We start from the raw sequence: 26256 nt of genomic DNA, 5'->3' as shown, positions 1-26256 counted from the left end.
TCTCAAAGTATTCCTGCAGGCCCGGCCGCTTGTGGCGGCCTGGGCGGGCAGAATGAGCATAGCGTAAAAGATTGCCGCATGGCAAGACTGTTTTCTTGTTCATGTTGCAAAAAATATGACTGAATGGCAAGTGGTATGCTTGCTCCTCAATCGGCGCTGTCGCAGGGCCCGCTGCCATAGGGGCTGAGGCGCCCTGGCGGGTCCACGCGGCGCGCGCTGAAATCGCTGGCCAGCGTGGGTAATGGCCATTCCGCCGTGGCGCTCGCTTCCGTGCCGCTGACGGTGCCGCGCACGGTCAGGGCCACGTGCACCCAGGAACCATAGTTGCGCGGATAGCTGACGGTGACGGTGGCCATGCCCAGCGCGTCGCTCAGGCCGCTGGCGCTGACGGTCAGGGGGATGCCCGGATCGAGCACGCCATTGCCGTTGCGGTCGTAGGCGGCGTCAAAGATGCCGTTGCGCAAGACATCTTCATTGGCGCAGCTGTAGAGGGGCAGGGCCAGGCGCCAGACGCCGGTATCGGGGAACTCGGGCTTGTCCGCCTGCCACACGTAAGATCCCTTGGCATAGCGGCTGGGCCAGGCGGCGGCCGTGATGGCGACGCCCTGCACGGCATTGCCGGCGCTGTCGGACACGAACACGGCAAAGTCCTTCTGCAGCACGCTGGGTGAATATTCGCGCAGCAGGCTGCCCGTGCCCAGCTTGATCGACAGCGCTTGCCGCGCCACCGTCAGGCGCACGAGGGCCGTGGCCGCCGCTTGCGGCGCGCCTTCGATGCGGGCCTGGATCAGCACGCCGTCGCGGCCGCTGTCGGCCGGCCCCGCCACATACACGGCGCGCGCCAGGCCGTCGCTGCCCGTCAGCACCCGGCCAGCCTGCCGCAGGTAGCCGCCGCTGGGGTCGCTCAAGATGGAAAACAGCACGGGCGCGTTCTTGACCAGGTTGTTGGCCGCGCCATCGCGCACCACGGCGCTGATGGTGCTGATACTTGTGCTGACGTTGTCGGCCGATGCCGCCGAAGTGGTCGTATTCGCGCGCAGCACTGCCGGGTCCGCTTGTACGGCCAGCTTGCTGGCGCCGCTCAGGGGCGCGACGAATTCCAGCCGCGTCTGCGCCGTGGGTCCGCCCGCCACGGCGGCCGTGATGGTGGCCACGCCCGCGTTGGCCGATTGCACGTAGCTGCGCGGCAAGTTGCCATTGCTGAAAATCAAGCTGGCAGGCAAGGCCTGGCTGCAGGCGCTGTCGCTGAACAGGCTGCCGCGCGAGGTCGACAGGGTGGCGCTGCCCGCTTGCGGCACGCCCGCCTTGTCATAGCGCGCGTCGATGGGCTGGCACGCCAGGGTCGCCACTTCCGGCAGCACGTCCGCGCCGCTGGCGTCCTGGCCCACGGCCGGACTCAGGCGCAGGTCGCTGCCGGCCACGGCATACGCTTGCGTGGCGGCGGCGCCCAGCGCGCCGACGGACACGGCATCCTTGCCCAGGCTGCCTGCGGTCAGGCGCAGCACCAACTGGCCTTGCGCATTGCTGAGCGCCGCGCCCCCATCCTTGACGCGCACGCCGTTGCCCGTGCCCGTGCTGTAGGCGATGGCGGCGCCGGCCACGGGTTTGCGCGCCGAGTCGCGCACGGTGACGGTGAGGTCGGCGCCCTGGCCCAGCATCAGGGCGGCCGGCCCCAGCACTTCCACGCTGCTGCCCGTCACGGCCACCGTGCCCTTGCCGCTGCGCGCGCCGACAGTCGCCGTCACGGTGATGCTGCGGTTGCTGTTGGCGCCGCCGGTCCCCAGCAGGGCGCGCGCCTGGCCGTTCTTGTCCGTCACGGCGTCGACGCTGCCGAGGATGCCGGAATCGGCGGCAAAGGAAATCTTTGCGTTTGGCAAGGCGAGGTTTGCGCCATCCTTGACGAGGGCCGTGACGGCCACTTCGCTGCCGGCCAATCCCGCCGAGGCCAGTTCCGTGCTGGAAAACACCAGGTTGACGGCGCTGGCCAGGCTGGCCGGCTCGGGCGGCGTGACGGGAGGAATCACGGGGGGCGTCACGGGCGGGGTGACCGGCGGCTTCACGGGCGGCACGGTGGGCGGCGGGCTGCCGCCGCAGCCTGCCGTGCTGTGCAGCGAGCAGCCGGCGCCGGCCTGGGTATCGGCGGAACCGCCGCCGCAGCCGGCCAGGGAAACGAGGAAGGCCGCCAGCACGGTAGCAGGCAGCAAAGCAGCGGGCAGGCGGCGCGGGTGGCGCAGGCGGGCGAGGGGCACGATGGGTCTCCGGGAGCTGGCCGAGTTGCTCGGCATTCATTTCCCAAGAGTAGCTTTTGCGCGCGGCCGCTACTTGATGCAAAGCAAGTTTATGCTGTTGACCCCGTCGAATGGGTTTTGCTGGTGCAATAGCCTGCCTTCTGATAACATAACGCCCCTTTATTCAGGGAAGGGTCGACATGGCCAATGCTTGCGGCGTCGATTTCGGCACGTCAAATTCCACGGTAGGCTGGGCACGTCCCGGGCAGAGCACCATGCTCGGCCTGGAAGATGGCAAGACGACCTTACCGTCCGTCGTCTTCTTCAATGCGGAAGACGAGGAAGTCAGTTTTGGCCGCGCGGCGCTGGCCGGCTATCTGGCCGGTTACGAGGGGCGCTTGATGCGCTCGCTGAAAAGCTTGCTGGGCACGAGCCTCATCGATGGCCAGACGGAAGTGGGTGGCCGCGCCTTGCCATTTCGCATGTTGCTGGCGCAATTCATTGGCGAAGTGAAACGCCGCGCCGAGCAGTCCGCCGGCCGCGAATTCTCGTCCGCCGTGTTCGGCCGTCCAGTCTTCTTTATCGACGACAATGCGCAAGCCGACCAACTGGCGCAGGATACCCTGGCCGAAGTGGCCCGCTCCGTCGGTTTCAAGGACGTCGCCTTCCAGTTCGAGCCGATTGCCGCCGCGTTCGACTACGAGTCGCAAATCGACAAGGAAGAACTGGTACTGATCGCCGACATCGGCGGCGGTACGTCCGACTTTTCGCTGGTGCGCCTGTCGCCGGAACGGGCGAAGAAAACCGAGCGGCGCGACGACATCCTCGCCACCGGCGGCGTGCACATCGGCGGCACGGATTTCGATAAATACCTGAGCCTGTCTTCCGTCATGCCCTTGCTGGGCTACGGCAGCCGCCTGCATAACAATAGCGAAGTGCCGTCCAGCTATTATTTCAACCTGGCGACCTGGCACACGATCAACCTGGCGTACACGAAGAAGATCTGGGTGCAGCTGGCCGACGTGTGCCGCGATGCACGTGAGCAAGACAAGATGGGCCGTTTGCAAAAGCTGATCGACGAGCGCGCCGGCCACTGGCTGGCCATGAAAGTGGAAGAGGGCAAGATTGCCCTGTCCGACGCAGCCGAAGTGCAGCTGGAACTGGACCGCCTGTCGCCCGCGCAGAGTCTGTTGCTCAAACGCACGCAGTTCGACGAGGCCATCGGCCACCTGTGCGGTTCCGTGGAAGAAACCGTGCTGCGTCTGCTGCGCGACGCGGGCGTGGCGCCGGAAGCCGTCGACACCGTGTTCTTCACGGGCGGTTCGAGCGGCGTGCGCTTGCTGCGCGAAAAGATCGCCGCCCTGGTGCCGGCCGCGCGCAAGGTCGAGGGTGATCTGTTCGGCAGTATCGGTGCGGGACTCGCGCTGGACGCCGTGCGTAAATTTGGTTGATAAAATGTGCATGGCGGCGTTGCCGCGTCTTGCCGTACTGGTGTACTGTCTGCGACACGGCGCCTTGCCCTGCGCATTTTATCGATACCCCCACTGTTGCACCCACGAAAGAACGCCCCATGAATGTGTTTGACAAACCGATCGTCATGATCGACTTCGAGACGACCGGTTTATCTCCCGACATGGGCGACCGCATCACGGAAGTGGCGGCGCTGCGCATCGAGGGCGGGCAGATCACGGACCGCTATGTGACCCTGATCAACTGCAATGCGCGCATCCCCTCGTTCATCACGGGCTTGACGGGCATCACGCAAGCGATGGTGGACAAGGCGCCGCCCGTGGCCGAGGTGGTGCCGCAGTTGCTCGACTTCATCGGCAGCGATGCCTTGTCGGCGCACAATGCCAGCTTCGATGAAAAATTCCTGCGCGCGGAAAGCGCCAGGCTGAACCTGACACCGGCGCACCAGTCGCTCGTGTGTTCATTGAAACTGTCGCGCCGCGTGTTTCCCGGCATGGCCAGCTACAAGCTGGGCTTGCTGTCCAGCCAGTTGGGCATCGCCTTCAAGAGCGCCGCTCACAGGGCCGAGTCCGATGCGGAAGTGGCGGCGCAGGTGCTGATCCATATCGGCCGCCATTTGCGCAGCAGCTATGGCATCGCCGACGTCGACGCGGACTTGCTCGTGTCGCTGAACAAGCTGGCCGCCGCCAAGGTGCCGCAATTCCTGCAAAAACACCCATCACGCCGCTGACCGCCATGCCTGCCTAAGCGGGCTCATCAAAACGATATAATTTTGTTATTTCGTTTGAGCCTGCTCAAGTCCTTCCCCTGCATCGAATTTAAAATTTAAGCAACACATGATTTCGCCGCCCTGGGCCGCCGTTTTGCGCGTGCTGCCAGCAAGCGCAATGTGGATGGGGGCGCACATGGACAAGCACCATACTGCCAGAGATAGCCACGAGGCGTATATCTGGTTCCGCACGGCTGCCGAGCAGGGCAATGCCTACGCCCAGTTCAACCTGGGCTTGATGTACAAGAAGGGCGAAGGCGTGGCGCAGGACGATGCGCGCGCCTTTGTCTGGCTACGGCTGGCCGCGTTGCAAGGGCTGGCGTTCGCGCAAAACCACCTGGGCGCCCTGTATTACCACGGCCGCGGCGTGGCGCAGAGCGACGAGGACGCCGTGCTGTGGTTTCGCCGCGCGGCTGCGCAGGGCGATGCGTCGGCCCAGCAAAACCTGGGACAGATGTACCGCAAGGGACGGGGCGTGCTGCAGAGCGACGAACTGGCCCTGGCGTGGTTTTACCGCGCCTCCGAACAGGGCGTGGCCAGTGCGCAATCCTTGCTGGGCGAAGCCTATGCGCAAGGCCTGGGCGCGAAAAAGAACGATGCGCTGGCCCTGGCCTGGTTCCGCAAGGCCGCCTTGCAGGGCGATGCGCAGGCACAGCTGAACCTGGGGCTCGTCTACAAGCGGGGCCAGGGCGTGGCGCAAAGCGATACGCAGGCGCTGGCCTGGTTCCGCCAGGCCGCCGCCCAGGGCCTGGCCGTGGCGCAGCGGCAACTTGGCGTGGCGTATGCGGAAGGCCTGGGCGTGGCGCCCGACCAGCTGCGCGCCTACGCCTGGCTGCAGCGGGCGGCCGAGCAGGATGACGCCGACGCCCAGTTCAACCTGGGCCTGATGCTGGCGCGGGGGCAGGGCGTGGACAAGGACGAGGCGCGCGCCGTCGTCTGGTACCGGCGTGCCGCCCTGCAAGGTCATTGCATGGCGCAATACAATCTGGGCGGCATGTTTGCAGGCGGGCGGGGCGTCGCGCGCGACCTGCGCCAGGCGCTGGACTGGTATGCCAGGGCGGCGGCCCAGGGCGCGTCGAATGCGCAGTTCAACCTGGGCGTGATGTATGCGAATGGCCAGGGCGTGGAGCGCGACGAGGTGTGCGCCGTGCGCTGGTACCGCACGGCGGCCGAGCAGGGCGATGCCAGCGCGCAAAACAACCTGGGCGTCATGTATGCGAGCGGCCACGGCGTGCCGCAAGACGATGGCCTGGCCGTGCAATGGTATGCGCGCGCGGCCGGCCAGGGCCATGCGCTGGCGCAGTACAACCTGGGCGGCATGTACAACAGCGGGCGCGGCGTGGAGAAGGATCCCGTTTGCGGCTATATGTGGCTGGCGCTGGCGGCCGAGGGCGGCGATAGCGGGGCGGCCAGGGCGCGGGAAGCGGCTGTCGCCAGGCTGGAGCCGGCACAGCTGCAAGAGGCGCAGCAGCGCATGCGGCAATGGCACCAGGTGCGTTCCCCGCCACGGTCGCCACGGCCATCGCGCGACTGAAGCGTGGGCGCGGACGCTGGCTGCATGCGATAATTGCCGGCAGGAATGTCGCGAAGGCGGCGTGGTTTTTGGCACAGCGAAAGGCGGAACATGGTAAGGCAGGCAGGCGAGGATGCATCCGAGCAAAAAGTCATCGACGACATCGCCACGCATGGCTGGCATGGCGTGCATATCGGTGCGGATGAAGAGGGCCCCGGCTACGCCTTCACGATAGGCGCTTGCCACAGCTTTGGCCAGCCTGAATTCCTCATCATGGGCTTGCCGCGGGCCGTGGCCCACCAGATACTCGACGTGGCGCTGGACGCCGCGCGCAGCGGCGCCATCACGGATTTCACGGCCACCACGGACGTCTTGCTGAAGGGCCATCAGTGCGCCTTCGTGCGCGTGCCCGTCGAGCAATACCGCAACTATGTCGGCTATGCGCGCTGGTATTACCAGGGTGACGAGTTTACCGTGTACCAGATCGTCTGGCCGTCGCGCGATGGCCATTTTCCATGGCAGGCGCAAGCCAGTGCGCAGTACGTGGAAAGCCAGCCTCTGCTGGGACCGGCGCCGCTGGCGGCATGACGAGAATCGTGACCGGCACGGCCACCCTGTGCGTGTTCGACCCGGCCCTCTTGCGCCACAAGCTGGAAGATGACTGCGACTGGTGGAGTATTCCCGGCGCGGAACTGGCGGCCGTGAATGGCGGCCAGGTGGCGTTTTTCAACGTGGGCGGCGACGGCGCGTATGACATCGCCTTGCACGCCGAACTTGCCGAGCCGCAGGCTATCGTGCATCTGGCCGTGGTTTCCGGCCGCGTCTTCATCGGCGCAGGGGAAGACGTCACCGGCGGCGGCCTGGAACCGGACACGGCATATGGCGGCCTGTTCGTCGACGTGCCCGCGGGCAGTTACCGTCTACTGGCGCGCCGCGATGAGGCACGCATCAGCCTGGCATTCGTGCCCGATGCCCGCAGCAGCAATGCGTTTGGCGACCTCGTGCGTATTTGAGCGCGCCTGGCCTGCCGCCGTCCAGCTTTGACTAGTGCCCCTGGCTACGCATCCAGGCGCGCCGCGCCCGCGCCTTGCCGCCGGTCCAGGAACAGGCTGTTGCCGTGGATTTTCTTCGCCTGCTTCTTCGCTTCCGCCGCCTGCGTGGCAATCTGGTGGTGCGTGTAATACTGGTGCGCCTCGACCTTGATGACGCCCAGGGATAGGCTGATCAGGGAATAAAATACTTTCTTTCCTTGCCGGTCTTCGCTGATGTAGCCGCCCCGTTCGCAATCGCTGGTGCTGTAATAGGCGAGGATGGCGGCCGCGAAGTCGTCCAGCATGGCCTGGCAGCGCGCTTCCCAGTCTTCGCTCTGGAACAGGATCATGAAATCGTCGCCGCCGATGTGGCCGATGAAGTCGCGGTTCGGGTCGCAATGGCTGCTGAGGATTTCTCCCGTCAGCTGGATCACGTCGTCGCCCTTGCGGTAGCCGTACACGTCGTTGAAGGGCTTGAAGTGGTCGAGGTCGCAATAGCAGACCCAGAAGCGGCTGCCACTGTGCAGCAGGCGGTCGATATGCTCGTTGATGGGCACGTTGCCGGGCAGCTGCGTCAGCGGGTTGGCATAGCGGGCCGCGTTGATCTGCATCTGCGTGATTTCGCGCATCAGGTCGTGTCCCGTGCCCATGCCCAGGTAGTGGCCGTGTTCGGTAATGATGAAACCGTTGAACAGATGGTGGGCGCTCGATTGCACCATGGTGTAGCTGAGTTCCTGCAAGCTCGTCTCGTGGTCGGCGATCAGCGGCGTGGCATCCATGAACAGGCTGCACGATTTCTTGCCATACAGTTCGCGCTGGTAGGGACGGGCGAAGTGGTCGATCATCTCGAAGCGGCTGATCAGGCCCAGCGGCACGCCGTCGTCGACGACGGGAATGATCATCAGCTTCGGGTCTTTCAGGAAAATATCGTACACCTCGTTATTGTTTTTCTCGGGCGAAACGGCCGCCACGCGGTGCAGCAGCTTGCGGATGCTGGCGCCGTTCTTTTCCAGGCTGCTGCGCTGCGGATACACGGCCACGCCGTTGCGTCCCAGCGCCTGCACCACTTCGGCCGGCAGGGCGCGCGCCGGCACCGCGTTGGGCCGGCCCAGGTGATAGCCTTGTCCGAACGCCACGCCCAGGTCGCGCAAGACGAGCAATTCCGTTTGCGCCTCGATGCCTTCGGCGATCACCAGGGTGCCCGATTTCTCCGCGATTTCCTGGATCGAGCGCACGAACTGCAGTTTCACGGGGTCGTTATTGATGCCCTGGATGAAATGCATGTCGATTTTCACGTATTCCGGGCGCAGTTCCGACCACAGGCGCAGGCTGGAAAATCCCTCGCCCAGGTCGTCGATGGCGATCTGGAAACCCATATTGCGGTAATGCAGCACCGCTTCGCGCATCAGCTCGTAGTCATACGTGGGCTGGTTTTCCGTCAGCTCGATGATGACGCGGTCCGGATTGATGCCGATGTGCTCGATGTATTCCAGGGTCTCGCCATGGCGGGCATTGCGCAGCAACAGGCATTCGGGGCTGACATTGAGAAACAGCTTGCCCGGCAGCTGCAGTTCGGCGAAGCGTTCGAGCACCACTTGCCGGCACAGGTGTTCCACTTCCAGGGTCAGGTCATGCGCGCGCGCCACCTTGAACAGATTCATCGGCGCGTGCAATGGGCTGTCGGACGGCCCCCGTATCAAGCCTTCGTAACCGATGATGTCGCCGCTGTGCATGTGGATGATGGGCTGGAACAGCGCGCTGAGCTTGCGGCCCGCAATGATCTCGTGCAAGGCATCCGTCCCTTCGATGCTCATGGATACCGATGGCGGCTTCAGGTAAGCCACATTCGATGGCACCGCGCCGGGCGGCGCGGCGGTGGCGGTGGCGGGGGGGAGGGCGAGAGTGTGCATAGGCGGATGTGGCGGCACGGCCTCTGGACGGGCCATGAACATGTTGCCGATAGTAAAGAAGATTTATGACGGCTTGATGAAACGACTTTGTTTTTGATAATGTTTCTTGCATGAATGTCAGTTTGCCGATTCCGGCGAAAGCGAGATTTATCATGGTCATTCACGTAAATTCCCCAAACAAAAGACGGTAAATCCACCGGATAACTGTGCTTTAAAAGTGGCAATCCGCGCTATGATTTCTCTTGGCGAAAGTCAACATGGGCAGCCGCCGCGCATGCAGGCGGCCTGCTTTCCTCGACATCCAACAATGAGACAACAACCCATGCAATTACGTAGTGCAACCCTCATATTCAGCTTGATGGCCGCCTTCGGTGGCAATGCCCTGGCGCAAAGCGCCGCGATGCCATCGTGCCCGGCCGGCGATGGCGCACCCGTGACGTATCCGGTCAGCAAGAAAGTCGACCAGCAAGACAGCTATTTCGGCACCACTATCGCCGACCCGTACCGCTGGCTGGAAGACGCCAACAGCGCCGAGACAGGCGAGTGGGTTGCGGCGCAAAACAAGCTGACGCAATCGTACCTGGGCACCATCCCGGAGCGCGCCGCGATCAAGCAGCGCCTGACCAAGCTGTGGAATTATGAGCGTTTCTCTACGCCAACGAAGCAGGGCGGCCGTTACTTCTACAGCCGCAATGACGGCTTGCAGAACCAGGCCGTGCTGTACACGGTGAAAAAACTGACGGACGAGCCGCGCCTGCTGCTGGACCCGAACACCCTGTCCACGGATGGCACGGTGGCGCTGGCCGGCACTTCGATCAGCCCGAACGGCAAGTACCTGGCGTATGCCACGTCTGCGTCCGGTTCCGACTGGAACGAGTGGAAGGTGCGCGACATCGAATCGGGCAAGGATTTGACGGACCACATCAAGTGGGCCAAGTTCTCCGGCGCTTCGTGGACCAAGGACAACACCGGTTTCTTCTACAGCCGCTATGACGCGCCGAATGAAGCGACCAAGCTGGCCGATATCAATTACTTCCAGAAATTGTATTTCCATAAGATCGGCACGCCGCAAAGCGACGACGTGCTCGTCTTCGACCGTCCCGACCAGAAGGAATGGGCGTTTGGCGGCAGCACCGTCAGCGACGACGGCAATTACCTGATCATCACGGCCACGCAAGGCACGGAACGCAAGAACCGCATTTTCTACAAGGACTTGCGCCAAAAGAACGCCAAGGTGGTGGGCTTGCTGGAAGCATTCGATGCGTCGTACTCGTTCATCGACAATGACGGCCCCGTGTTCTTCTTCAAGACGGATAACAAGGCGCCGAAATCGCGCGTGATCGCCATCGACACGCGCAAGCCTGCGCCTGCCGACTGGAAGGAAATCGTGCCGCAAAGCGCGGAAACCCTCGTTGCCGTCAACCTGATCAACAACCAGTTGGTGCTCGATTACTTGAAAGATGCGCAAACGCAAATCAAGATCGTCGACCTGAACGGCAAGCTGGTGCGCGAAGTGGCCTTGCCGGGCATCGGTTCGGCCGGCGGCTTTGCCGGCAAGCGTGGCGACACGGAAACGTTCTACTCGTTTACCAGTTTCACGACGCCGGCGACCATCTACCGCTACGACATGAAATCGGGCAAGAGCAGCGTGTACCGCCAGCCGAAGGTCGATTTCGACCCGAACGCCTTTGAAACGCGCCAGCAATTCTTCACCAGCCGCGACGGTACCAAGGTGCCGATGTTCATCGTCTCGAAAAAAGGCATGAAGCTCGACGGTTCCAACCCGACTTATCTGTACGGCTATGGCGGCTTCAATATTTCGCTGACACCGAGCTTCTCCGTGGCAAATCTTGCCTGGGTGGAAATGGGCGGCGTCTACGTGATGGCCAACCTGCGCGGCGGCGGCGAATACGGCGAAGCCTGGCACCAGGCTGGCACCAAGCTGAACAAGCAAAACGTGTTCGACGACTTTATTGGCGCGGCGCAATGGCTGGTGGACAACAAGGTCACTTCGCCATCGAAGCTGGCCATCGGCGGCGGCAGCAATGGCGGCCTGCTGGTGGGCGCGGCCATGACGCAGCGTCCCGACCTGTTCGCCGCGGCGATTCCGCAGGTGGGCGTGCTCGACATGTTGCGCTTCCACAAGTTCACCGTGGGCTGGGGCTGGGTGCCTGACTACGGTTCGTCGGACGATGCCGAGCAGTTCAAGGCGCTGGTGAAATACTCGCCGCTGCACAATCTGAAGGCGGGCGGCTGCTATCCAGCCACCATGATCACGACGGCGGACCACGACGACCGCGTCGTGCCTGCCCACAGCTTCAAGTTCGCCGCCGCTGCCCAGGCAGCGCAAGGCGGCGCGGCGCCCGTGCTGATCCGCATCGACAGCAAGGCCGGCCATGGCGCCGGCAAGCCGACGACCAAGCAGATCGAAGAAGTGGCCGACCGCTGGGGCTTCCTCAGCCGTTCGCTGAAGATGACGCCAGTCGCGGCGCCGGAACCGGCGAAAGTGGCGGCGCAGTAATCGGGTAGTGTTCAGGTAAAAAGCGCGGGTGCCGTTGGCCCGCGCTTTTTTACGTCCGGTGCAAAGGCGCGATGCGCGCCAGCACGCCGTTGCCAAACGTGGACTGGAACGGCAAATCCTTGCGCTGCGCATAGCCGATATAGCAATCGCACTTGAAGCGGGGGCAGGATTTCTCTTGCAGCATGTCCGCCAGGTCGTCCGTGTACAGGTTGCCCAGGCGCTCGGGCACGAAATGGCAGCGCGCCAGCTCGCCGTCGCCATCGACGGACAGCGACGCCTCGCCCGCCAGACATGGCTTGCCGCGCGAGGGCGAAGGGCGCCGGTTTTGCGCGAACCACGGGTCGACGGCGTCCAGCCAGGCCAGGTCTTCCACCGCGTAGTAGCCGGGACCACGCCGGTCATAGGCGTTCAGCCACAGGTAGACATGCGCGGGCAGGGCCGCGCGCAGGGCGCGGATGGCGTCCAGGTGCTCGTTCATCGCCACGACGCCGACGGAATAGCGCACGCCCATGGCGTCCAGGCGCGCGCAGCGTTCGAGAAAGCGGGCCAGCGTCGTCTGGTCCGGGTGGTAGGTGCACCACAGGCCGATCTTTTCCAGTCCATCCATCCCCTGCAGCCAGTTCAGGGGGCCGGACAGATTCGTTTGCAGCGCCACCTGGCGCACGTGCGGCAGTGCGGCCAGGGTTTGCATGGCCGTGCGGTAGTGGCGCCGCACCAGCGCTTCGCCCCAGGGGGTGAACAGCACGCCGATGGGGCGCGTTTGCCCCGCAATCCAATCCGTAAAACGCGCCACTTCGCGCGCATCGCGGGCCAGCGCGGCGCGGCTGTCGCGCTTCTTGGCAAACGGGCAGTAGCCGCAGGCGTAATTGCAGCTCGCCAGCGTGCCCCGGTACAGCAGGGACAGAGTGCCGGGCGGCGTTGTCAGCACGCCTGGCCCTCTTGCGCCATCAGCGCGCGCACCGTCTCGGAGGCCAGCCACGGGCCGATGGTGTCGGCATAGCTGTAGCCGCGGTCATTGAGGCGCAGCAGCGGACCATCCTCCTGCACCAGCTCCAGCGCGTGCAGTTCGGCCAGCTGCGGCAGATCCATCTCGCAGCGCGTGCCGAAGCGCGCCGTGTAGGCGTCGCGGTCCAGGCCCGGTTCCGTCAGCAGCGACTGGATCACGTAGCGCCGGCGCTGTTCTTCCTCGCCCAGCACGTAGCCGTGTTCCGCCTGCGCGAAGCTTACTTCGTCCAGCGCCAGGTAGTTGTCGATGATGCCGATGGTCTCTGTCCGTGCTACCGCGTACTCGCTCGAATAATGCAGGCTGGCCGTGTAGGAGCGCGCGCCCGCGCCCAGGCCTACCATGCCGTCATTCTGGCAGCAGTACGAGGGACCGTTTTGTTCCGGCGCATGGGGAGCGCGGAACATGCGCATCGATACCTGTTCATAGCCTTGCGCGCGCAAATGGTCGCGCGCGGCCGCGTACAGTGCCAGCCGGCTGTCGCCGTCCTGCGCCAGCATGATGGGGTTCAGCGTATCGGCGCCTTTGCGCCGCGCGATCTTGCCAAGGCCCGTCTGCTCGCGCACGTACAGCGGATACAGATAGATTTCCTCGGGCCGGAAGGCCAGCGCGCTGTCGATGGACGCCAGCAGGCTGGCGACGGTTTGCCCCGCGATGCCGTAGATCAGGTCCAGGTTCAGGGTGGGAAAGCCGGCCGCGCGTATCAGGCCGATGGCGTGATGGACGGTGGCGTTTTGCTGGGGACGCGCCAGCGCGCGCATCTCGCCGGCGGCAAAGCTCTGGATGCCCAGGCTGACGCGGTCGATGCCGTGCGCGCGGCAGACGGCCAGGCGCTCGGCCGTGATGGTTTCGGGCGACGCTTCGATGCCGGCCGGCGTGGCTTGCAAATCGATGCCGAGGATGTCGCGCGCGCCGCACAGCAAGGTGTCCAGCTGCGCCGGCGACAGATAGGTGGGCGTGCCGCCGCCCAGCGCGAAGCGGGCGAAGCGCCGTTCGCCCAGCGCGCCGGCCAGTGCGCGCATCTGCACCAGCACTTGCTGCACGTAGCGTTCGACCATGTCGGCGCTGGGGCGGGCCATGGCGAACAGGTTGCAAAAGCCGCAGCGCATCTCGCAAAACGGAATATGGATGTACGCGAACAGGGCGGAGCGGTCTTGCCGCGCCCACAGGGGCGCCAGCGGCGCCGCCTGCGGCAAGGCGCGGTAGGCCGCCTTGTGCGGATACGAGTACGAATACGCCTGGTAGGGCGTGTGGCGCATGCGTTGCGCCAGGGTGCCAGGTTGTTCGGCTGGGTTCACGGTGGGGACTCCTTGGGAGGTGTATCGGGGGCGATGAAGAAGTGCGCATACGGCACGTTCCACACGCTGTCATGGGCGATGCGGTGGCCGCGGTAGCCATCTTCGCCATAGGCGCTGCCGTGATCCGAGCAGACGATGGCGAACGTGGGCGCGCGCGCGGCGCAGGCGGCAAACAGGGGCGCCAGCGCGCCATCCACATAGCGCAGCGCCGCCGCATGGCTGTCCAGGCAGTCGGCGCGGCAGCCGGGCAGGTAGGCGCGGTTCGGCGTGTGCAGGGCGGCCACGTTGATGAACAAAAAAGTGCGCTGATCGCCGTCCGCCAGGCGGGCTAGGGCCAGCGCCACCTGCTTTTGCGTCGAATGGCGGCTGGCCACGCCCATGCCCGCGCTCCAGTGGCTTTCCTGGAACAGCGACGGCAGCACCGTGCCCAGCGCCGTTTGCCTGTTGAAGAAGCCCACGCCGCCGATGCAGATGGTGCGGTAGCCGCGCGCGGCCAGCGCGGCGGGAAGGTCGGCTTCCGCGAAGGCGAACGTGTGCTTTGACGTCGTTTCGCTGCCCGCAAACGCGCTGGCGAACAGGCGCGGATGGCGGCCCGGCGCGGCTGGCGTGGGCAAAAAGCCCGCGAAGAAGGCCTGGTGCGCGGCATAGGTGAACGTGGCGGGCGAGTGGCGCCGTTCCCAGCCGCCCGGCGGTAAAAAACGTCCCAGCACGGGCAATTCACCCGCCTCGTACAGGGCTTGCGCCACGTCAAAGCGCAGGGTGTCGAGCGTGAGGAAGACGATATCGTGGCTGCCGACGACGGCGTGCATGTCGGGGATGGCCGGTGTGTCCGGTGTGTCCGGTGTATCTTTAAGCATGTGTCAGTTGCGTCAGTTGCGCCGCATAGGTGTCCGCGCCTTGCCACAGCAGGCCGGGCAGCAGGTCGCCGAAGGCGTTCGCTTCCAGCACGTGGGCCTGGCCCTGGCGCACGACGAGGTCGTAGCCCGTCACGTGGCTGGCGGGGAAGGCGCGCGCGGCCTGGGCGGCAGCCGCTTCCAGCGCCTCCAGGTCGGCTGCGTTCAAGAGGCCGGATGCCTCGCCGCGCCGGTTGTCGAGGTGCAGATTGGTCATCATGTGCTGTCCGATGCGCGCCACCCGGTGCGCGGGCTGGCCCGCCAGGGTCACGACGCGCAGGTCGTAGTGGCTGTCGCCGCAGCGCGGCTTGTTCAGCCACGTTTCTGCATACAGTTCCTGGGCGGCCAGCGCGTCGACGAGGGCGGCGATGTCGTGCCGCGTGTCATAGCGCGCCATGCGCTTGACATTGAACAGGCGCGCCGCGCCATCCCCATGCTGCAGGGCGGCCGAGGTGGTGGCTTGCTGGCGTCCCGCCTTGTTACGGCGGTAGGCGACGACGCCGGACGCGGACGAGCCGTAGCGCGGCTTCAGGTACACGCGGTCGAGGTCATGCTGGCGCAGCAGCGCTTGCAGGTGCTCGTAGCCATGCACGGGGCCGAGCAGGGCGGGAATGGCGACGCCGTGCGCGGCCAGGTGGCGCTGGCAGGCCAGCTTGTCCGTCATGCGGACAATCTCGGCCGGCGCATTGAAGACGCGTATGTGCGGCAAGGCCGCCAGTTGCCCCGCCAGGTCTTGCATGGCGCTGGCAAAGCCCGCAAACCACGCATCCATGGCCAGCAGCTCGCCATGTTCGGGCGCACGCACGGGGGCGCGGTCCAGCCGCCGCCAGCCCGCCTGCAGCAAGAGAAAATGGGCAGAAGGATCGTCGCCGGGCGGCTCGATCTTCAACAGGCCGGGCTGGCGCAAGGCGTCTGCCAGCAGCGCCGGCCGCGCCAGCCAGTCGCGCCATTCCAGCACCTGCGCGGGCGGCAGGCGCAGTTGCGCGCGCGCCGCCTGCATCAGGCGCACGCGCTTGCTGCCGGCGCTGGCCAGCAGGGTGAGGGGTGTAGCCAAAGGAAAAGACTCCGCTTATTCGCCCACGGCCACGTAGCGGTAGCTTTCGCCGTCGTCTTCGTCCGCTTCCTGCGGGTCGTCCAGCACCACTTCGAAGGGCAGCGCCTTCAGCTTGGCCTGGTTTTCCTCGGAAATGTAGTGGTGCGACAGGTCCAGGCGTTTCAGCTTGCCCAGCTGCGTGTGATTGAGCACGGCCACGGCGCCCAGGTCGCCGATGGTGCCCAGCGACAGGTCGAGCGTGTCGAGCTGCGCCACCAGCGGCTCTTCCGCCAGCCACACGGCCAGGTCATCGGCGATTTCCGCGTCGCGCAAGCCCAGGTAGCGTAGGGTCGGCACGGTCAGCTGCGCCAGCACCTTGCGGTACAGGTCGACGTCGCCCGAGAAGCCGTATTCCTCGGTGCCCAGCCACAGTTCCAGGTGTTCCAGCTGCGGCATGCTCGATTGCGCCAGCGCTTCGGCGATCTTTTGATCGAGGCCGCCCGTTTCGATGGTGAAGCGGCGCAGGTGCTGGTGCGCGAACGGTTCGATGACGAGCTCATTGCCGCCGCGGATGCGCAATTCTTCCAGCTGCGGGAAGGCGTCCAGCAGGGGCTTGTAGCTGCCTTGCACGATCCACGAGATTTCGCATTCCTCGTACGTCATGTCGCCGATGAAGAGGGCGCGCACATTGGGCAGTTGCGGCGCGTGGGCGATCAGCGCGGCGATCACTTCGTCGGCGCCCGATTCGTACGGATCGCCCCACATGCCGATGATCAGCGCTGCGAGCGCGTTCTGGTCCGCCTTGGCGAGAAAGCCGGAGATCAGCTCGTCCATCTTGCGCTTGTCGTCGTATTCGAGCGACAGGCGGTAGACGATGTCGGGCGAGGCGTCGAAGGGCAGGTCAGGGTCGTACTGGACGACTTTCTTGTTGTGGAAGGTGGTGGTGCTGTCGGAAATCGTCATCGGTAAGGCTCCATGAAGGGCAGTGGAAATCTTGTCTAGTCCGAAATCTTAGCATGGGCATAAGGGCTTATTGCACACTGCTGGCCGCTGCAAGGGGAGCCATCAATGCTTATCTTGCATCAAAGTTGTCAAAAAGGTTTACCTTTTTTATATTATCGATTATCTTGTTAATTTTATTGGAAAATTGACAATGAAACCGATACATAAAACCCTGTGTTTCTTGCTGTTGAGCGCTGCGACAACGACGGCGTTTGCACAAATCCTGCCTGCACCTGCACCGATTTTCTCTTCGACAACATTTGCGCTCCCCTCGACTGGCCGTTTGCAGTGGGGCGGCATCACGGCGCTGGGCGAACTGTATGGCTATGTTCAGCTGAATGGCGTGGACATGTGGTACGGCACCTCAGGCTCGGCAGTGACGGCCGTGCCTGCGGCTCAGGCAACGAATATGCTGCGTGGCGGCAATATTGCAGGAGACTTGCTGCTGCGCTCCACCGCCGCCGATGGCACCTTGCACATGCAACTGCAGTCGGGCAACACTCTGACGTCGCTGGATATTCCCGGCCAGGTGTCGTGGGGCGGTCAAGTTAATGCGTCGGGGAAAGTCGCGTTTGGCGCCACCGTGGTCGACAGCCAGACCAAGGCCAGCAGCACCAACGCCTATCTGTACGATTCCGCATCGGGCATTACTCCCCTCGGTACGCTGGGCGGCGCCTGGAGTGGTGTTTCAGCAATCAATGATCATGGGGTCATCGTCGGCAACTCCTTGACGGCCGGCGGCAAGCAGCACGGTTATCTCTATGAGAATGGTGTGATGAGAGACATCACGCCCACGATCAGAGACGCCGAGGTGAAGATGCGAGGGATTAACAATGCAGGGGAAATCGTGTTCAACCAGTACTTCCCCAATGCCCCCTGGCCGGTTCCCTACCGCGCCTTCAAGATGGTGGACGGCAGCTGGAGCGGGATCAACTCCATGTCGGAAGCGCTCGGGATCGATGGCAAAGGGAACGTGGTGGGCATCAGCCTTTCAGGTGCGGAATCCATTATCAATATGAATGGCAACACCTATATGCTGGCCGACCTGGTCGATGGTATGGAAGGCTGGCGTAATCTGCAAGTCAATGGCATCAACGAGGCTGGCCAGATCGCCGCCAGCCGCTGCAACGACCGCTTTTGTGAAGTGATCCGCCTCGACCCGCTCAGCGCCGTGCCGGAGCCTGAAACCTATGGCATGTTGCTGGGTGGCCTGGCATTGCTCGGCTTTGTCAGCAGGAAGCGCCGGCAGCGCCAGGTCTGACGCCGGAGCCGTACGCCGCGTTGCTGGTGGCCACTAGCGGTGGATCACCACCAGCAGCGCTTTTCCTTCCGTCTTGCCCAGGTTGCGTATCGTATGCGGCAAGTCCGCCGGATACCTGGCCGTGCCGCCATTCTTGACCTTTTTCTTCGCCGTCCCCACTTCCAGTTCCAGGTTGCCGTGGATCACCGTCAAATGCTCGGTGGTGCCCGGATCGTGCGGCTGCGACGCCAGCTCGCCGCCCGGCGCCAGGGTCACCTCATACCATTCATATTTGCCGGCCAGTTCCATCGGTCCCAGGATGCGCAGCACGTAGCCCGCGTGGTCGCCGGGCAGGGTGGGGGTTTCGTGGGCGTCCGTGATGCGGATGGTTTCCACGGCTTTTTCCGCGCTGGACAGCAATTCGCCGATCTGCACGCCCAGGGCGTTGGCCAGGCGCCACGTGATGGCGATGGTGGGATTGGCCTTTTCGCGCTCGATCTGCGACAGCATGGACTTCGAGACGCCCGCGATGCGCGACAAATCCTCCAGTGTCAGGCCGCGCGCAAGGCGCAGCCGTTGCAGGGTGGCGCCCACTTCGGGCGGAGAATTGGTCGAAACGCTGGTTTTCATCGGCAGGTGGCTTGCAAAGTTCAAAAGGCTTGGGTAATATCCACTATATTGAATTTCAGTTCGAAATAGTGGATTTTGAGGAAAAACACGGAAACGTGTAGACTTCAAACAGCGCTTCACGGTACAGCATTGTGCGCGCACCGGTCAAGCGGACGCTTTTCCCTATGGCAACTGAGCTCACCCGGATAGCACACATACAACAGGGACACACAAGGATCATCATGAGCGAGCAAGCGAAGAACACCTTTTTCAGCGGTCTGCAACAGAATCTCGATCAACTGCGCCAACAGGGCTTGTACAAGCCCGAGCGCGTGATCGCCTCGCGCCAGGGCGCTGAAGTGGTGTGCGACGATGGCCGTAGCCTGATCAATATGTGTGCGAACAACTACCTGGGCCTGTCCGGCGACCTGCAGACGCAGGAAGCGTCTATTGCCGCCACGCAAAAGTATGGCTACGGCCTGTCGTCCGTGCGCTTCATTTGCGGCACGCAAACCGTGCATAAAGAACTGGAACAGGCGATTTCCGCTTTTCTGGGCACGGAAGACACGATTTTGTACGCGGCCGCATTCGACGCCAACGGCGGCGTGTTCGAGCCCCTGTTCGATGAAAACGACGCCATCATCTCGGATGCGCTGAACCACGCTTCCATCATCGACGGCATCCGCCTGTGCAAGGCTGGCCGCTACCGCTACGCCCACAACGACATGGCCGACCTGGAAGTGCAGCTGCAAGCGGCCGTCGCCGCCGGCAAGCGCCATAAAGTCATCGTCACGGACGGCGTATTCTCGATGGATGGCACGATCGCGCAACTCGACAAGATCTGCGACCTGGCCGACCAGTACGGCGCGCTGGTGATGATCGACGAATGCCACGCTTCCGGCTTCATGGGCGCGACGGGCCGCGGCACGCACGAACACCACAATGTGATGGGCCGCATCGACATCATCACGGGCACCCTGGGCAAGGCCCTGGGCGGCGCCATGGGCGGTTTCACGTCGGCGCGCAAGGAAGTCATCGACACCCTGCGCCAGAAATCGCGCCCTTATCTGTTCTCGAACACCCTGGCGCCATCGATTGCCGGCGCTTCGCTGTCGGTACTGGAGCGCCTGGCCAAGTCGACGGAACTGCGCGACCGCCTGCATGAAAACACGGCTTTCTTCCGCAGCGAAATCGAACGCATCGGCTTCACCATCAAGCCGGGCACCCATCCCGTCGTTCCCGTGATGCTGTTCGACGCTCCCGTGGCGCAGAAATTCGCCGCCCGCCTGTATGAACTGGGCGTGCTGGTGACGGGCTTCTTCTACCCGGTCGTGCCGATGGGCCAGGCCAGGGTGCGCGTGCAGCTGTCGGCCGCCCACACCCGCGAACAGCTGGTGCAAGTGCTGGCCGCCTTCGAGCAGGCTGGCAAGGAACTCGGTTTGCTGACCGCCACGACCACTACCAACTAACAAGAATTCAGGAAAATAGCATGGAACGCATCTTAGTCATTGGCGCAAACGGCCAAATCGGTAGTGAACTGGTGGGCGCACTGGCGCAGCAGCACGGCGCGGACAACGTCATCGCCAGCGACATCGGCACGAATAATCTGTACCAGGCCAAGCGCTATGCGCAATTGAATGTGCTGGACAAGGACGGCCTGGCGAAGATCATCGCCGACGAAGGCATCACCCAGGTGTACCAGCTGGCGGCCATGCTGTCGGCCACGGGCGAAGCGGCGCCGTTGAAGGCGTGGAGCCTGAACATGGACGGCTTGCTCAATATCCTGGAGCTGGCGCGCGAGCGGGGCGAAGCGGGCAAGCCGCTGCGCATCTTCTGGCCGTCGTCGATCGCCGCCTTCGGCCCGAACACGCCGCAGGTGAACACGCCGCAAATGACGGTGATGGACCCGACCTCGATGTACGGCATCAGCAAGCTGGCCGGCGAGCGCCTGTGCGAGTACTACTTCAACAAGTACGGCGTCGACGTGCGCAGCATCCGCTACCCGGGCATCATCAGCTACAAATCGCCTCCGGGCGGCGGCACCACCGATTACGCCATCGCCATCTTCCATGCGGCCTTGCGCGGCGAGCGCTATGACTGCTTCCTCGATGCGAACACCACTTTGCCGATGATTTACATGCCCGACGCCATCCGCGCCACCATCGAACTAATGGATGCGCCTGTGGCCCAAATCAAGATCCGCTCCTCGTACAACGTGGCCGGCGTGTCGTTCAACCCCGAGCAGCTGGCCAAGGCCATCGTGCGCATGGTCCCGGACTTCAAGATCAGCTACAAGCCGGACAGCCGCCAGGCTATCGCCGACAGCTGGCCGCAAAGCCTGGACGACAGCAAGGCCAGCGCCGACTGGGGCTGGAAGGCGCAGATCGGCGTCGAGCAGATGGTCACGGACATGCTGGCCAATGTCGATGTGGGCCATGCGGCCAAGGCCGCCTGAAGTACGAACCCGCTTGCATAAAAACATACTAATATAAAGAGACACTACATGGACATGAGCGTATTTGACCTGTTTAAGATCGGCATCGGGCCGTCGAGTTCCCACACGGTGGGGCCGATGGTGGCGGCGCGGCGTTTTCTGGTCGAATACGGTCCGCTGGACCAGGTAGTGGGCGTCGAGGCGGCCCTGTATGGCTCGCTGGCGCTGACGGGCGTGGGCCATGCCACGGACAAGGCCGTCATTCTGGGCCTGATGGGCGAGACGCCGCAAGATGTGGCGCCCGATGCCGTCGACAGCAAGCTGGCCGCCATCGAGGCGGCCGGCGAAATCGCCTTGCTGGGCACGCACGAGGTGCCATTCACGGCCGCCACGGGCTTGATCTGGCACAAGAGCGAATCCTTGCCCGAACATCCGAACGGCATGCGTTTCACCCTGAAACTGCTTGATGGCAGCCGCGTAGACAAAGTGTATTACTCGATCGGCGGCGGCTTTATCCGCGAAGCCGGCGAGGCCCAGGCCGAGGCGGCCGTGGAGTCGGCCGCCAGCGCGCGGGTCGTCTTCCCTTTCGACACCATGGAGCAGTTGCTGGCGCACGGCGTGGAAAGCGGCCTGTCGATCCCTGAAATGCTGCGCGCGAACGAATGCGTCAAGCGCAGCGACGATGAATTGAACGAGGGCCTGGACCGCATCTGGCACGTCATGCGCGACTGTATCGCGCACGGCCTGGAAACGACGGGCAACCTGCCGGGCGGCTTGAACGTGAAGCGCCGCGCCGCGAAATTGTGGCGCCTGGCGCAGGAAGCGAAAGCATCCGACAACCGCGCCAACGACTTGCCGCACGACGCCGTGCACCTGGTCAGCCTGTACGCGATGGCCGTCAACGAGGAAAACGCGGCGGGCGGCCGCGTGGTGACGGCGCCGACCAACGGCGCCGCCGGCATCATCCCGGCCGTGCTGCGCTACTACGCGCAGGATTGCCGCCCCAGCGACCCGGTCGGCGGCGTGCGCCGCTTCATGCTGACGGCGGCCGCCATCGGCATGTTGTGCAAACGCAATGCTTCGATCTCGGGCGCCGAAGTGGGTTGCCAGGGCGAAGTGGGCGTGGCCTGCGCCATGGCGGCGGCCGGCCTGGTGGCGGCCCTGGGCGGCACCAACGAGCAAATCGAAAACGCGGCCGAAATCGGCATCGAACACCACCTGGGCATGACGTGCGACCCTATCGGCGGCCTGGTGCAGATTCCCTGCATCGAGCGCAACGGCATGGGCGCCGTGAAAGCCATCACGGCTGCCTCGCTGGCGCTGAAGGGCGACGGCACGCACTTCGTCAGCCTCGACGAAGTCATCGAAACCATGCGCCAGACGGGCGCGGACATGCAGGACAAGTACAAGGAAACGTCCTTGGGCGGGCTGGCCGTGCATGTCATCACCGTCAACCATGCAGCCTGCTAAGTGCCGGGGTCAGACCCGCCGGGTCTGACCCCAGATTTCCGCTGCGCCTTATGGCAACCTCACTCCTCCTCAAACAGGCGTAAGCCGACATCACCATGGCAGCAAGCCATCACCCTCACTCCTCCTCAAACAACTGCTCCAGCCTCCTGGGGTAGTTATTCAAAAAATCGCGCGTCACGGCGTAGTGTTCCGTGTCTTCATACGCCACTTCGTGGATGCCGCCGCCCGTAAAACTGAGGATTTTCGCATTCGGATAGGCCAGCAGGATGGGCGAATGGGTGGCGATGATCAATTGCGAGTCGTCCTGCACCAGCTGGTGGATCACGGACAATGCGGCCATCTGGCGGCTGGGCGACAGGGCCGCCTCGGGTTCGTCCAGCAGGTACAAGCCTTTTCCCCGCAGTTTGTTGATCAGGGTGGCCATGAACGCCTCGCCGTGCGATTGCGCGTGCAGCGACTTGCCGCCGTAGCTGGCCAGGTATTCCGGCATGTCGTCCATGTAGGTGGCGACGTTGAAAAAGCTTTCGGCGCGCAGGAAATAGCTGTCCTCGGGTTTTTTATAACTCTTGCTCAGGCGCAAGTGCGCGTGCAAGCCCGATTCCTCGTCCGACGGCAGGGCGATGCGCACGTTGCGCGTGCCGCCATCCTTGCCGAAACCCAGCGCCACGGCCAGCGCTTCGAGCATGGTCGACTTGCCGCTGCCATTCTCGCCCACGAAAAACGTCACGTCGCGATGGAAGTCCATGTGCACGAAGTCGCGGATGGCGGGAATGGTGAACGGATAGTGGTCCAGGTCGACGACGGCGTCAGGGCGCAGCGCGGCGCTTTGCAAATACGGTTTTTTACTCAGCGACATGGCCGGTTTTCGACTCCATAGTGGCCCCGCTCCGGGGTAACAGCTGCAGTGTGGCGCAAATTGGCGGCGCGCGCCAGTGCGCACACAGGCCATGTCCACCGGCCTTGATCTCAAGCATTATGTGTGGTTTGACAACAGCATGGCTCTCCAATTGTCACGCCGGCAACCGGCGTGCGCCACGCGATTCGCCTTGGACGGCGGCTGGCACTATAATATCCGCTGCCATTCATGATCAACCGCACTCAGCTCAACTGGACTCTTCAAATCTATGCACTACGTGTCTACCCGCGCTGATAAAGCGCCAATGAATCCGCAGCAATTCTCCGACATCCTCCTGGGCGGCCTGGCCCCCGATGGCGGACTGTATCTCCCTGAACACTACCCGCAAGTCACTGGTGCCGAGCTGAACGCCTGGCGCACATTGTCGTATGCCGACCTGGCCTACGAAATCCTGAAGAAGTTCGCCACCGATATCCCGGCCGCGGACCTGAAGGCACTGACGGCGAAAACCTATACCAAGGCAGTCTACAAGAACGCCCGCGCCGGCGAAAACGCGGCCGACATCACGCCGCTGCGCGTGCTGGAAGAAAACGTCGTCAAGGGAGGATCGACCACCCTGATGCTGCAGGCCCTGTCGAACGGCCCGACCCTGGCCTTCAAGGACATGGCCATGCAGCTGCTGGGCAACCTGTTCGAATACACGCTGGCCAAGCACGACGCCGAACTCAATATCTTCGGCGCCACGTCGGGCGACACGGGCAGCGCGGCCGAATACGCGATGCGCGGCAAGCAGGGCATCCGCGTCTTCATGTTGTCGCCGCACAAGAAAATGAGCGCCTTCCAGACGGCGCAAATGTTCAGCCTGCAAGACCCGAACATCTACAACATCGCCGTCGAAGGCGTGTTCGACGATTGCCAGGACATGGTCAAGGCAGTGTCGAACGACTTGCCGTTCAAGGCGAAACAAAAGATCGGCACCGTCAACTCCATCAACTGGGCGCGCGTCGTGGCGCAGGTCGTGTATTACTTCCGCGGCTACCTGGCGGCCACCACCAGCAACGAGCAGAAAGTGTCGTTCACGGTGCCGTCTGGCAACTTCGGCAATATCTGCGCCGGCCACATCGCCCGCATGATGGGGCTGCCCATCTCGAAACTGGTGGCCGCGACGAATGAAAACGACGTGCTTGACGAATTCTTCCGCACGGGCGTCTACCGCGTGCGCAAGTCCGCCGAAACGTACCACACGAGCAGCCCGTCGATGGATATCTCGAAAGCGTCGAACTTCGAGCGCTTCGTCTACGACCTGGTGGGCCGCGACAGCGGGCGCGTGCGCGCGCTGTTCACGAAAGTGGAAACGCACGGCGGCTTCGACTTGTCCGGCAAGCCGGGCAGCGATGGCGACGAGTTCAAGCTGGTGGCCAAATATGGCTTCAAGTCGGGCAAGTCCACGCACCAGGACCGCCTCGACACCATCCGCGACGTGGCCGACGACTACGGCATCACCATCGACACGCACACGGCCGACGGCATCAAGGTGGCGCGCGAGCACCTGGAACCGAACGTGCCGATGATCGTGCTGGAAACGGCGCTGGCGGCCAAGTTCAACGAAACCATCCTCGAAGCGCTGGGCGTGGACGCGGAGCGCCCGGCCGGCTTCGAGAGCATCGAAGACTTGCCGCAAAAGTTCGTCGTGATGGATGCGGACGTGGAAAAAATGAAGGCGTACATCGCCTCGAACACGGGACTGTGATGACAGACGCGAGCACTGTACGTAAACCCATGCTGTCGGTGGCCGAGGCGCAAGCCTTCATGCTGGGCGCGGCGCGCCCGGTGGCTGACGTGGAGCTGGTCGACACCATGCGCGCCAACGGCCGCGTGCTGGCGGCCGCGCAGACCTCGACCCTGAACGTGCCCGAGCGCGACAACACCCAGATGGATGGCTACGCCGTGCGCGCGCAGGATTGCGCCAGCGGCGCGGCCAGCCTGCCCGTGTCGCAGCGCATCGCGGCCGGCCACGTGGGCCAGCCCTTGCAAGCGGGGACGGCGGCGCGCATCTTCACGGGCGCCCTGATCCCGGACGGCGCCGATTGCGTGGTGATGCAGGAGCAGTGCACCTTGCTTGATGGCGTGGTGACGGTCAATCACGTGCCGCATGCGGGCGAATGGGTGCGGCGCCAGGGCGAGGATATCCGCGCCGGCGGCGAAATCCTCGGCGCCGGCCGGCGCCTGCGCAGCCAGGAAATGGGCCTGGCCGCCTCGGTGGGCCTGGCGCAAGTGCCGGTGCTGCGCAAGCTGCGCGTGGCCGTGTTCTTCACGGGCGACGAGCTGGCCATGCCGGGCGAGCCTTTGGCGCCGGGCGCCGTCTACAACTCGAACCGTTTTACCTTGCGCGGCTTGCTGGAAAATCTGGGCTGCGAGATCACGGACCTGGGCATCGTGCCCGACAGCCTGGAAGCGACGCGCGCCGTGCTGCGCCAGGCGGCCCAGGGCAATGATTTGATCATCACTTCGGGCGGCGTGTCCGTGGGCGAGGAAGACCATATCAAGCCGGCAGTGGAAGCGGAAGGACGGCTGAACATGTGGCAGATCGCCGTCAAGCCGGGTAAACCCTTGGCCTTCGGCGAAGTGCAGGACGCGTTCTTTGTCGGCTTGCCCGGCAATCCCGTCTCCAGCTTCGTCACCTTTTTGCTGTTCGTGCGCCCGTTCATCCTGCGCCTGCAAGGCGTGGCGGGGAGCCTGGCGCCGCGCAGCTACAAGCTGCCGGCCGCGTTTGAACGCCTGAAGGCGGACAAGCGCAACGAATTCTTGCGCGCCAAGGTCAATGACGAAGGTGAGCTGGAACTGTTCGCCAACCAGAGTTCGGGCGTGCTGACGTCCACCGTGTGGGGTGACGGTTTGATCGATTGCCCGCCGGGGCTGTCGATCGCGCGCGGCGACATGCTGCGGTTTATCCCGTTTAACGAATTGCTGTACTAA

At 63.9% G+C, this 26256-nt stretch carries 21 protein-coding genes; 12 read left to right on the top strand and 9 right to left on the bottom strand.

All coding sequences use genetic code 11. The annotated features are described in order from the left end of the window. Positions 1-146: 146 nt before the first annotated feature. Positions 147-2249: an Ig-like domain-containing protein gene (locus CLU94_RS27880; protein WP_143451316.1), complete on the bottom strand. Its 2103-nt coding sequence runs from the start codon at positions 2247-2249 to the stop codon at positions 147-149. A 179-nt stretch (positions 2250-2428) separates the two neighbouring features. On the opposite strand from CLU94_RS27880, the gene CLU94_RS00530 reads away from it, so the two are divergent. The 5 genes from CLU94_RS00530 (at position 2429) to CLU94_RS00510 (ending at position 6993) form a co-directional block, all read left to right on the top strand. Then, the gene (locus CLU94_RS00530; protein ID WP_034781446.1) at positions 2429-3679 is read left to right on the top strand and encodes an Hsp70 family protein; all 1251 of its coding nucleotides are present in this window, start codon (positions 2429-2431) and stop codon (positions 3677-3679) included. Positions 3680-3798: 119 nt separating this feature from the next. Continuing rightward, positions 3799-4428 carry a 3'-5' exonuclease gene (locus CLU94_RS00525; RefSeq protein ID WP_171985014.1) on the top strand — a complete coding sequence of 210 codons (630 nt, stop codon included), beginning with the start codon at positions 3799-3801 and terminating at the stop codon, positions 4426-4428. Between the two features lie 175 nt (positions 4429-4603). Continuing rightward, the gene (locus CLU94_RS00520; protein WP_099668101.1) at positions 4604-6001 is read left to right on the top strand and encodes a tetratricopeptide repeat protein; all 1398 of its coding nucleotides are present in this window, start codon (positions 4604-4606) and stop codon (positions 5999-6001) included. 90 nt (positions 6002-6091) lie between these two features. Further along, positions 6092-6568, top strand: coding sequence for a DUF4262 domain-containing protein (locus tag CLU94_RS00515; protein WP_099664164.1), 477 nt, complete (start codon positions 6092-6094; stop codon positions 6566-6568). Further along, on the top strand, positions 6565-6993 hold the full coding sequence (locus CLU94_RS00510) for a DUF6386 family protein (protein ID WP_099664163.1): 429 nt from the start codon (positions 6565-6567) through the stop codon (positions 6991-6993). The genes CLU94_RS00515 and CLU94_RS00510 overlap by 4 nt, the downstream gene beginning before the upstream one ends. 44 nt (positions 6994-7037) lie before the next feature. Here CLU94_RS00510 and CLU94_RS00505 read toward each other — a convergent pair whose 3' ends face one another. Further along, positions 7038-8825 (bottom strand): GGDEF domain-containing protein, encoded by a 1788-nt coding sequence (locus tag CLU94_RS00505; RefSeq protein WP_099664162.1) that lies wholly within the window; start codon positions 8823-8825, stop codon positions 7038-7040. A gap of 418 nt (positions 8826-9243) precedes the next feature. Between CLU94_RS00505 and CLU94_RS00500 the strand changes: the two genes are divergently transcribed. Continuing rightward, entirely contained in the window at positions 9244-11442 is a 2199-nt protein-coding gene (locus tag CLU94_RS00500) for a prolyl oligopeptidase family serine peptidase (RefSeq protein WP_099664161.1), read from the top strand. A 49-nt stretch (positions 11443-11491) separates the two neighbouring features. Here CLU94_RS00500 and CLU94_RS00495 read toward each other — a convergent pair whose 3' ends face one another. Genes CLU94_RS00495 through CLU94_RS00475 form a run of 5 tightly spaced genes read right to left on the bottom strand, consistent with a single transcriptional unit; the run spans position 11492 to position 16632 of the window. After that, positions 11492-12370: an STM4011 family radical SAM protein gene (locus tag CLU94_RS00495; protein ID WP_099664160.1), complete on the bottom strand. Its 879-nt coding sequence runs from the start codon at positions 12368-12370 to the stop codon at positions 11492-11494. Continuing rightward, positions 12364-13743: an STM4012 family radical SAM protein gene (locus CLU94_RS00490; protein WP_218965263.1), complete on the bottom strand. Its 1380-nt coding sequence runs from the start codon at positions 13741-13743 to the stop codon at positions 12364-12366. The genes CLU94_RS00495 and CLU94_RS00490 overlap by 7 nt, the downstream gene beginning before the upstream one ends. Continuing rightward, on the bottom strand, positions 13740-14600 hold the full coding sequence (locus tag CLU94_RS00485; RefSeq protein WP_099664159.1) for an STM4013/SEN3800 family hydrolase: 861 nt from the start codon (positions 14598-14600) through the stop codon (positions 13740-13742). The genes CLU94_RS00490 and CLU94_RS00485 overlap by 4 nt, the downstream gene beginning before the upstream one ends. Beyond that, positions 14593-15690 (bottom strand): STM4014 family protein, encoded by a 1098-nt coding sequence (locus CLU94_RS00480; protein ID WP_099664158.1) that lies wholly within the window; start codon positions 15688-15690, stop codon positions 14593-14595. The genes CLU94_RS00485 and CLU94_RS00480 overlap by 8 nt, the downstream gene beginning before the upstream one ends. Positions 15691-15705: 15 nt before the next feature. Then, a complete protein-coding gene (locus CLU94_RS00475) occupies positions 15706-16632 on the bottom strand; it encodes an STM4015 family protein (RefSeq protein WP_099664157.1) in 927 nt (308 codons plus the stop codon). A 190-nt stretch (positions 16633-16822) separates the two neighbouring features. On the opposite strand from CLU94_RS00475, the gene CLU94_RS28275 reads away from it, so the two are divergent. Next, positions 16823-17932 (top strand): PEP-CTERM sorting domain-containing protein, encoded by a 1110-nt coding sequence (locus CLU94_RS28275; protein ID WP_180278543.1) that lies wholly within the window; start codon positions 16823-16825, stop codon positions 17930-17932. Between the two features lie 33 nt (positions 17933-17965). Here the strand turns inward: CLU94_RS28275 and CLU94_RS00465 are convergent, their stop codons facing one another. Further along, complete coding sequence (locus tag CLU94_RS00465; RefSeq protein WP_077403922.1) at positions 17966-18541, bottom strand: helix-turn-helix domain-containing protein; 576 nt, start codon at positions 18539-18541, stop codon at positions 17966-17968. Positions 18542-18762: 221 nt separating this feature from the next. Here CLU94_RS00465 and kbl point away from each other — a divergent pair, with 221 nt between their 5' ends. The 3 genes from kbl to CLU94_RS00450 are packed head-to-tail and all read left to right on the top strand — an operon-like array spanning position 18763 to position 22424. Then, on the top strand, positions 18763-19989 hold the full coding sequence (gene kbl / locus CLU94_RS00460; protein ID WP_099664156.1) for a glycine C-acetyltransferase: 1227 nt from the start codon (positions 18763-18765) through the stop codon (positions 19987-19989). Between the two features lie 20 nt (positions 19990-20009). Beyond that, entirely contained in the window at positions 20010-20975 is a 966-nt protein-coding gene (locus CLU94_RS00455; RefSeq protein WP_099664155.1) for an NAD-dependent epimerase/dehydratase family protein, read from the top strand. Between the two features lie 48 nt (positions 20976-21023). Next, positions 21024-22424, top strand: a complete 1401-nt coding sequence (locus CLU94_RS00450; RefSeq protein WP_099664154.1) for an L-serine ammonia-lyase — start codon at positions 21024-21026, stop codon at positions 22422-22424. Between the two features lie 115 nt (positions 22425-22539). On the opposite strand, the gene CLU94_RS00445 is transcribed toward CLU94_RS00450, so the two are convergent. Continuing rightward, positions 22540-23280 (bottom strand): AAA family ATPase, encoded by a 741-nt coding sequence (locus CLU94_RS00445; RefSeq protein ID WP_099664153.1) that lies wholly within the window; start codon positions 23278-23280, stop codon positions 22540-22542. A gap of 268 nt (positions 23281-23548) precedes the next feature. Here CLU94_RS00445 and thrC point away from each other — a divergent pair, with 268 nt between their 5' ends. Further along, complete coding sequence (thrC, locus tag CLU94_RS00440) at positions 23549-25030, top strand: threonine synthase (RefSeq protein WP_099664152.1); 1482 nt, start codon at positions 23549-23551, stop codon at positions 25028-25030. Further along, positions 25030-26256, top strand: a complete 1227-nt coding sequence (locus CLU94_RS00435; RefSeq protein WP_099664151.1) for a molybdopterin molybdotransferase MoeA — start codon at positions 25030-25032, stop codon at positions 26254-26256. The genes thrC and CLU94_RS00435 overlap by 1 nt, the downstream gene beginning before the upstream one ends.

Origin of the sequence: Janthinobacterium sp. 13, from assembly GCF_002749695.1 — a bacterium.
Lineage (GTDB): Bacteria > Pseudomonadota > Gammaproteobacteria > Burkholderiales > Burkholderiaceae_D > Janthinobacterium > Janthinobacterium kumbetense.
Note: the sequence above shows the minus strand (reverse complement) of the source record. Positions and strands in the feature narration are given on the sequence as shown.

What these genes read in the sequence shown, in the direction of transcription:
- CLU94_RS00530 (WP_034781446.1), top strand. Translation starts at nt 2,429, where the DNA reads ATGGCCAATGCTTGCGGCGTCGATTTCGGCACGTCAAATTCCACGGTA.
- CLU94_RS00525 (WP_171985014.1), top strand. Translation starts at nt 3,799, where the DNA reads ATGAATGTGTTTGACAAACCGATCGTCATGATCGACTTCGAGACGACC.
- CLU94_RS00520 (WP_099668101.1), top strand. Translation starts at nt 4,604, where the DNA reads ATGGACAAGCACCATACTGCCAGAGATAGCCACGAGGCGTATATCTGG.
- CLU94_RS00515 (WP_099664164.1), top strand. Translation starts at nt 6,092, where the DNA reads ATGGTAAGGCAGGCAGGCGAGGATGCATCCGAGCAAAAAGTCATCGAC.
- CLU94_RS00510 (WP_099664163.1), top strand. Translation starts at nt 6,565, where the DNA reads ATGACGAGAATCGTGACCGGCACGGCCACCCTGTGCGTGTTCGACCCG.
- CLU94_RS00505 (WP_099664162.1), bottom strand. Translation starts at nt 8,825, where the DNA reads ATGAGCATCGAAGGGACGGATGCCTTGCACGAGATCATTGCGGGCCGC.
- CLU94_RS00500 (WP_099664161.1), top strand. Translation starts at nt 9,244, where the DNA reads ATGCAATTACGTAGTGCAACCCTCATATTCAGCTTGATGGCCGCCTTC.
- CLU94_RS00485 (WP_099664159.1), bottom strand. Translation starts at nt 14,600, where the DNA reads ATGCTTAAAGATACACCGGACACACCGGACACACCGGCCATCCCCGAC.
- CLU94_RS00475 (WP_099664157.1), bottom strand. Translation starts at nt 16,632, where the DNA reads ATGACGATTTCCGACAGCACCACCACCTTCCACAACAAGAAAGTCGTC.
- CLU94_RS28275 (WP_180278543.1), top strand. Translation starts at nt 16,823, where the DNA reads ATGAAACCGATACATAAAACCCTGTGTTTCTTGCTGTTGAGCGCTGCG.
- CLU94_RS00465 (WP_077403922.1), bottom strand. Translation starts at nt 18,541, where the DNA reads ATGAAAACCAGCGTTTCGACCAATTCTCCGCCCGAAGTGGGCGCCACC.
- kbl (WP_099664156.1), top strand. Translation starts at nt 18,763, where the DNA reads ATGAGCGAGCAAGCGAAGAACACCTTTTTCAGCGGTCTGCAACAGAAT.
- CLU94_RS00455 (WP_099664155.1), top strand. Translation starts at nt 20,010, where the DNA reads ATGGAACGCATCTTAGTCATTGGCGCAAACGGCCAAATCGGTAGTGAA.
- CLU94_RS00450 (WP_099664154.1), top strand. Translation starts at nt 21,024, where the DNA reads ATGGACATGAGCGTATTTGACCTGTTTAAGATCGGCATCGGGCCGTCG.
- CLU94_RS00445 (WP_099664153.1), bottom strand. Translation starts at nt 23,280, where the DNA reads ATGTCGCTGAGTAAAAAACCGTATTTGCAAAGCGCCGCGCTGCGCCCT.
- thrC (WP_099664152.1), top strand. Translation starts at nt 23,549, where the DNA reads ATGCACTACGTGTCTACCCGCGCTGATAAAGCGCCAATGAATCCGCAG.
- CLU94_RS00435 (WP_099664151.1), top strand. Translation starts at nt 25,030, where the DNA reads ATGACAGACGCGAGCACTGTACGTAAACCCATGCTGTCGGTGGCCGAG.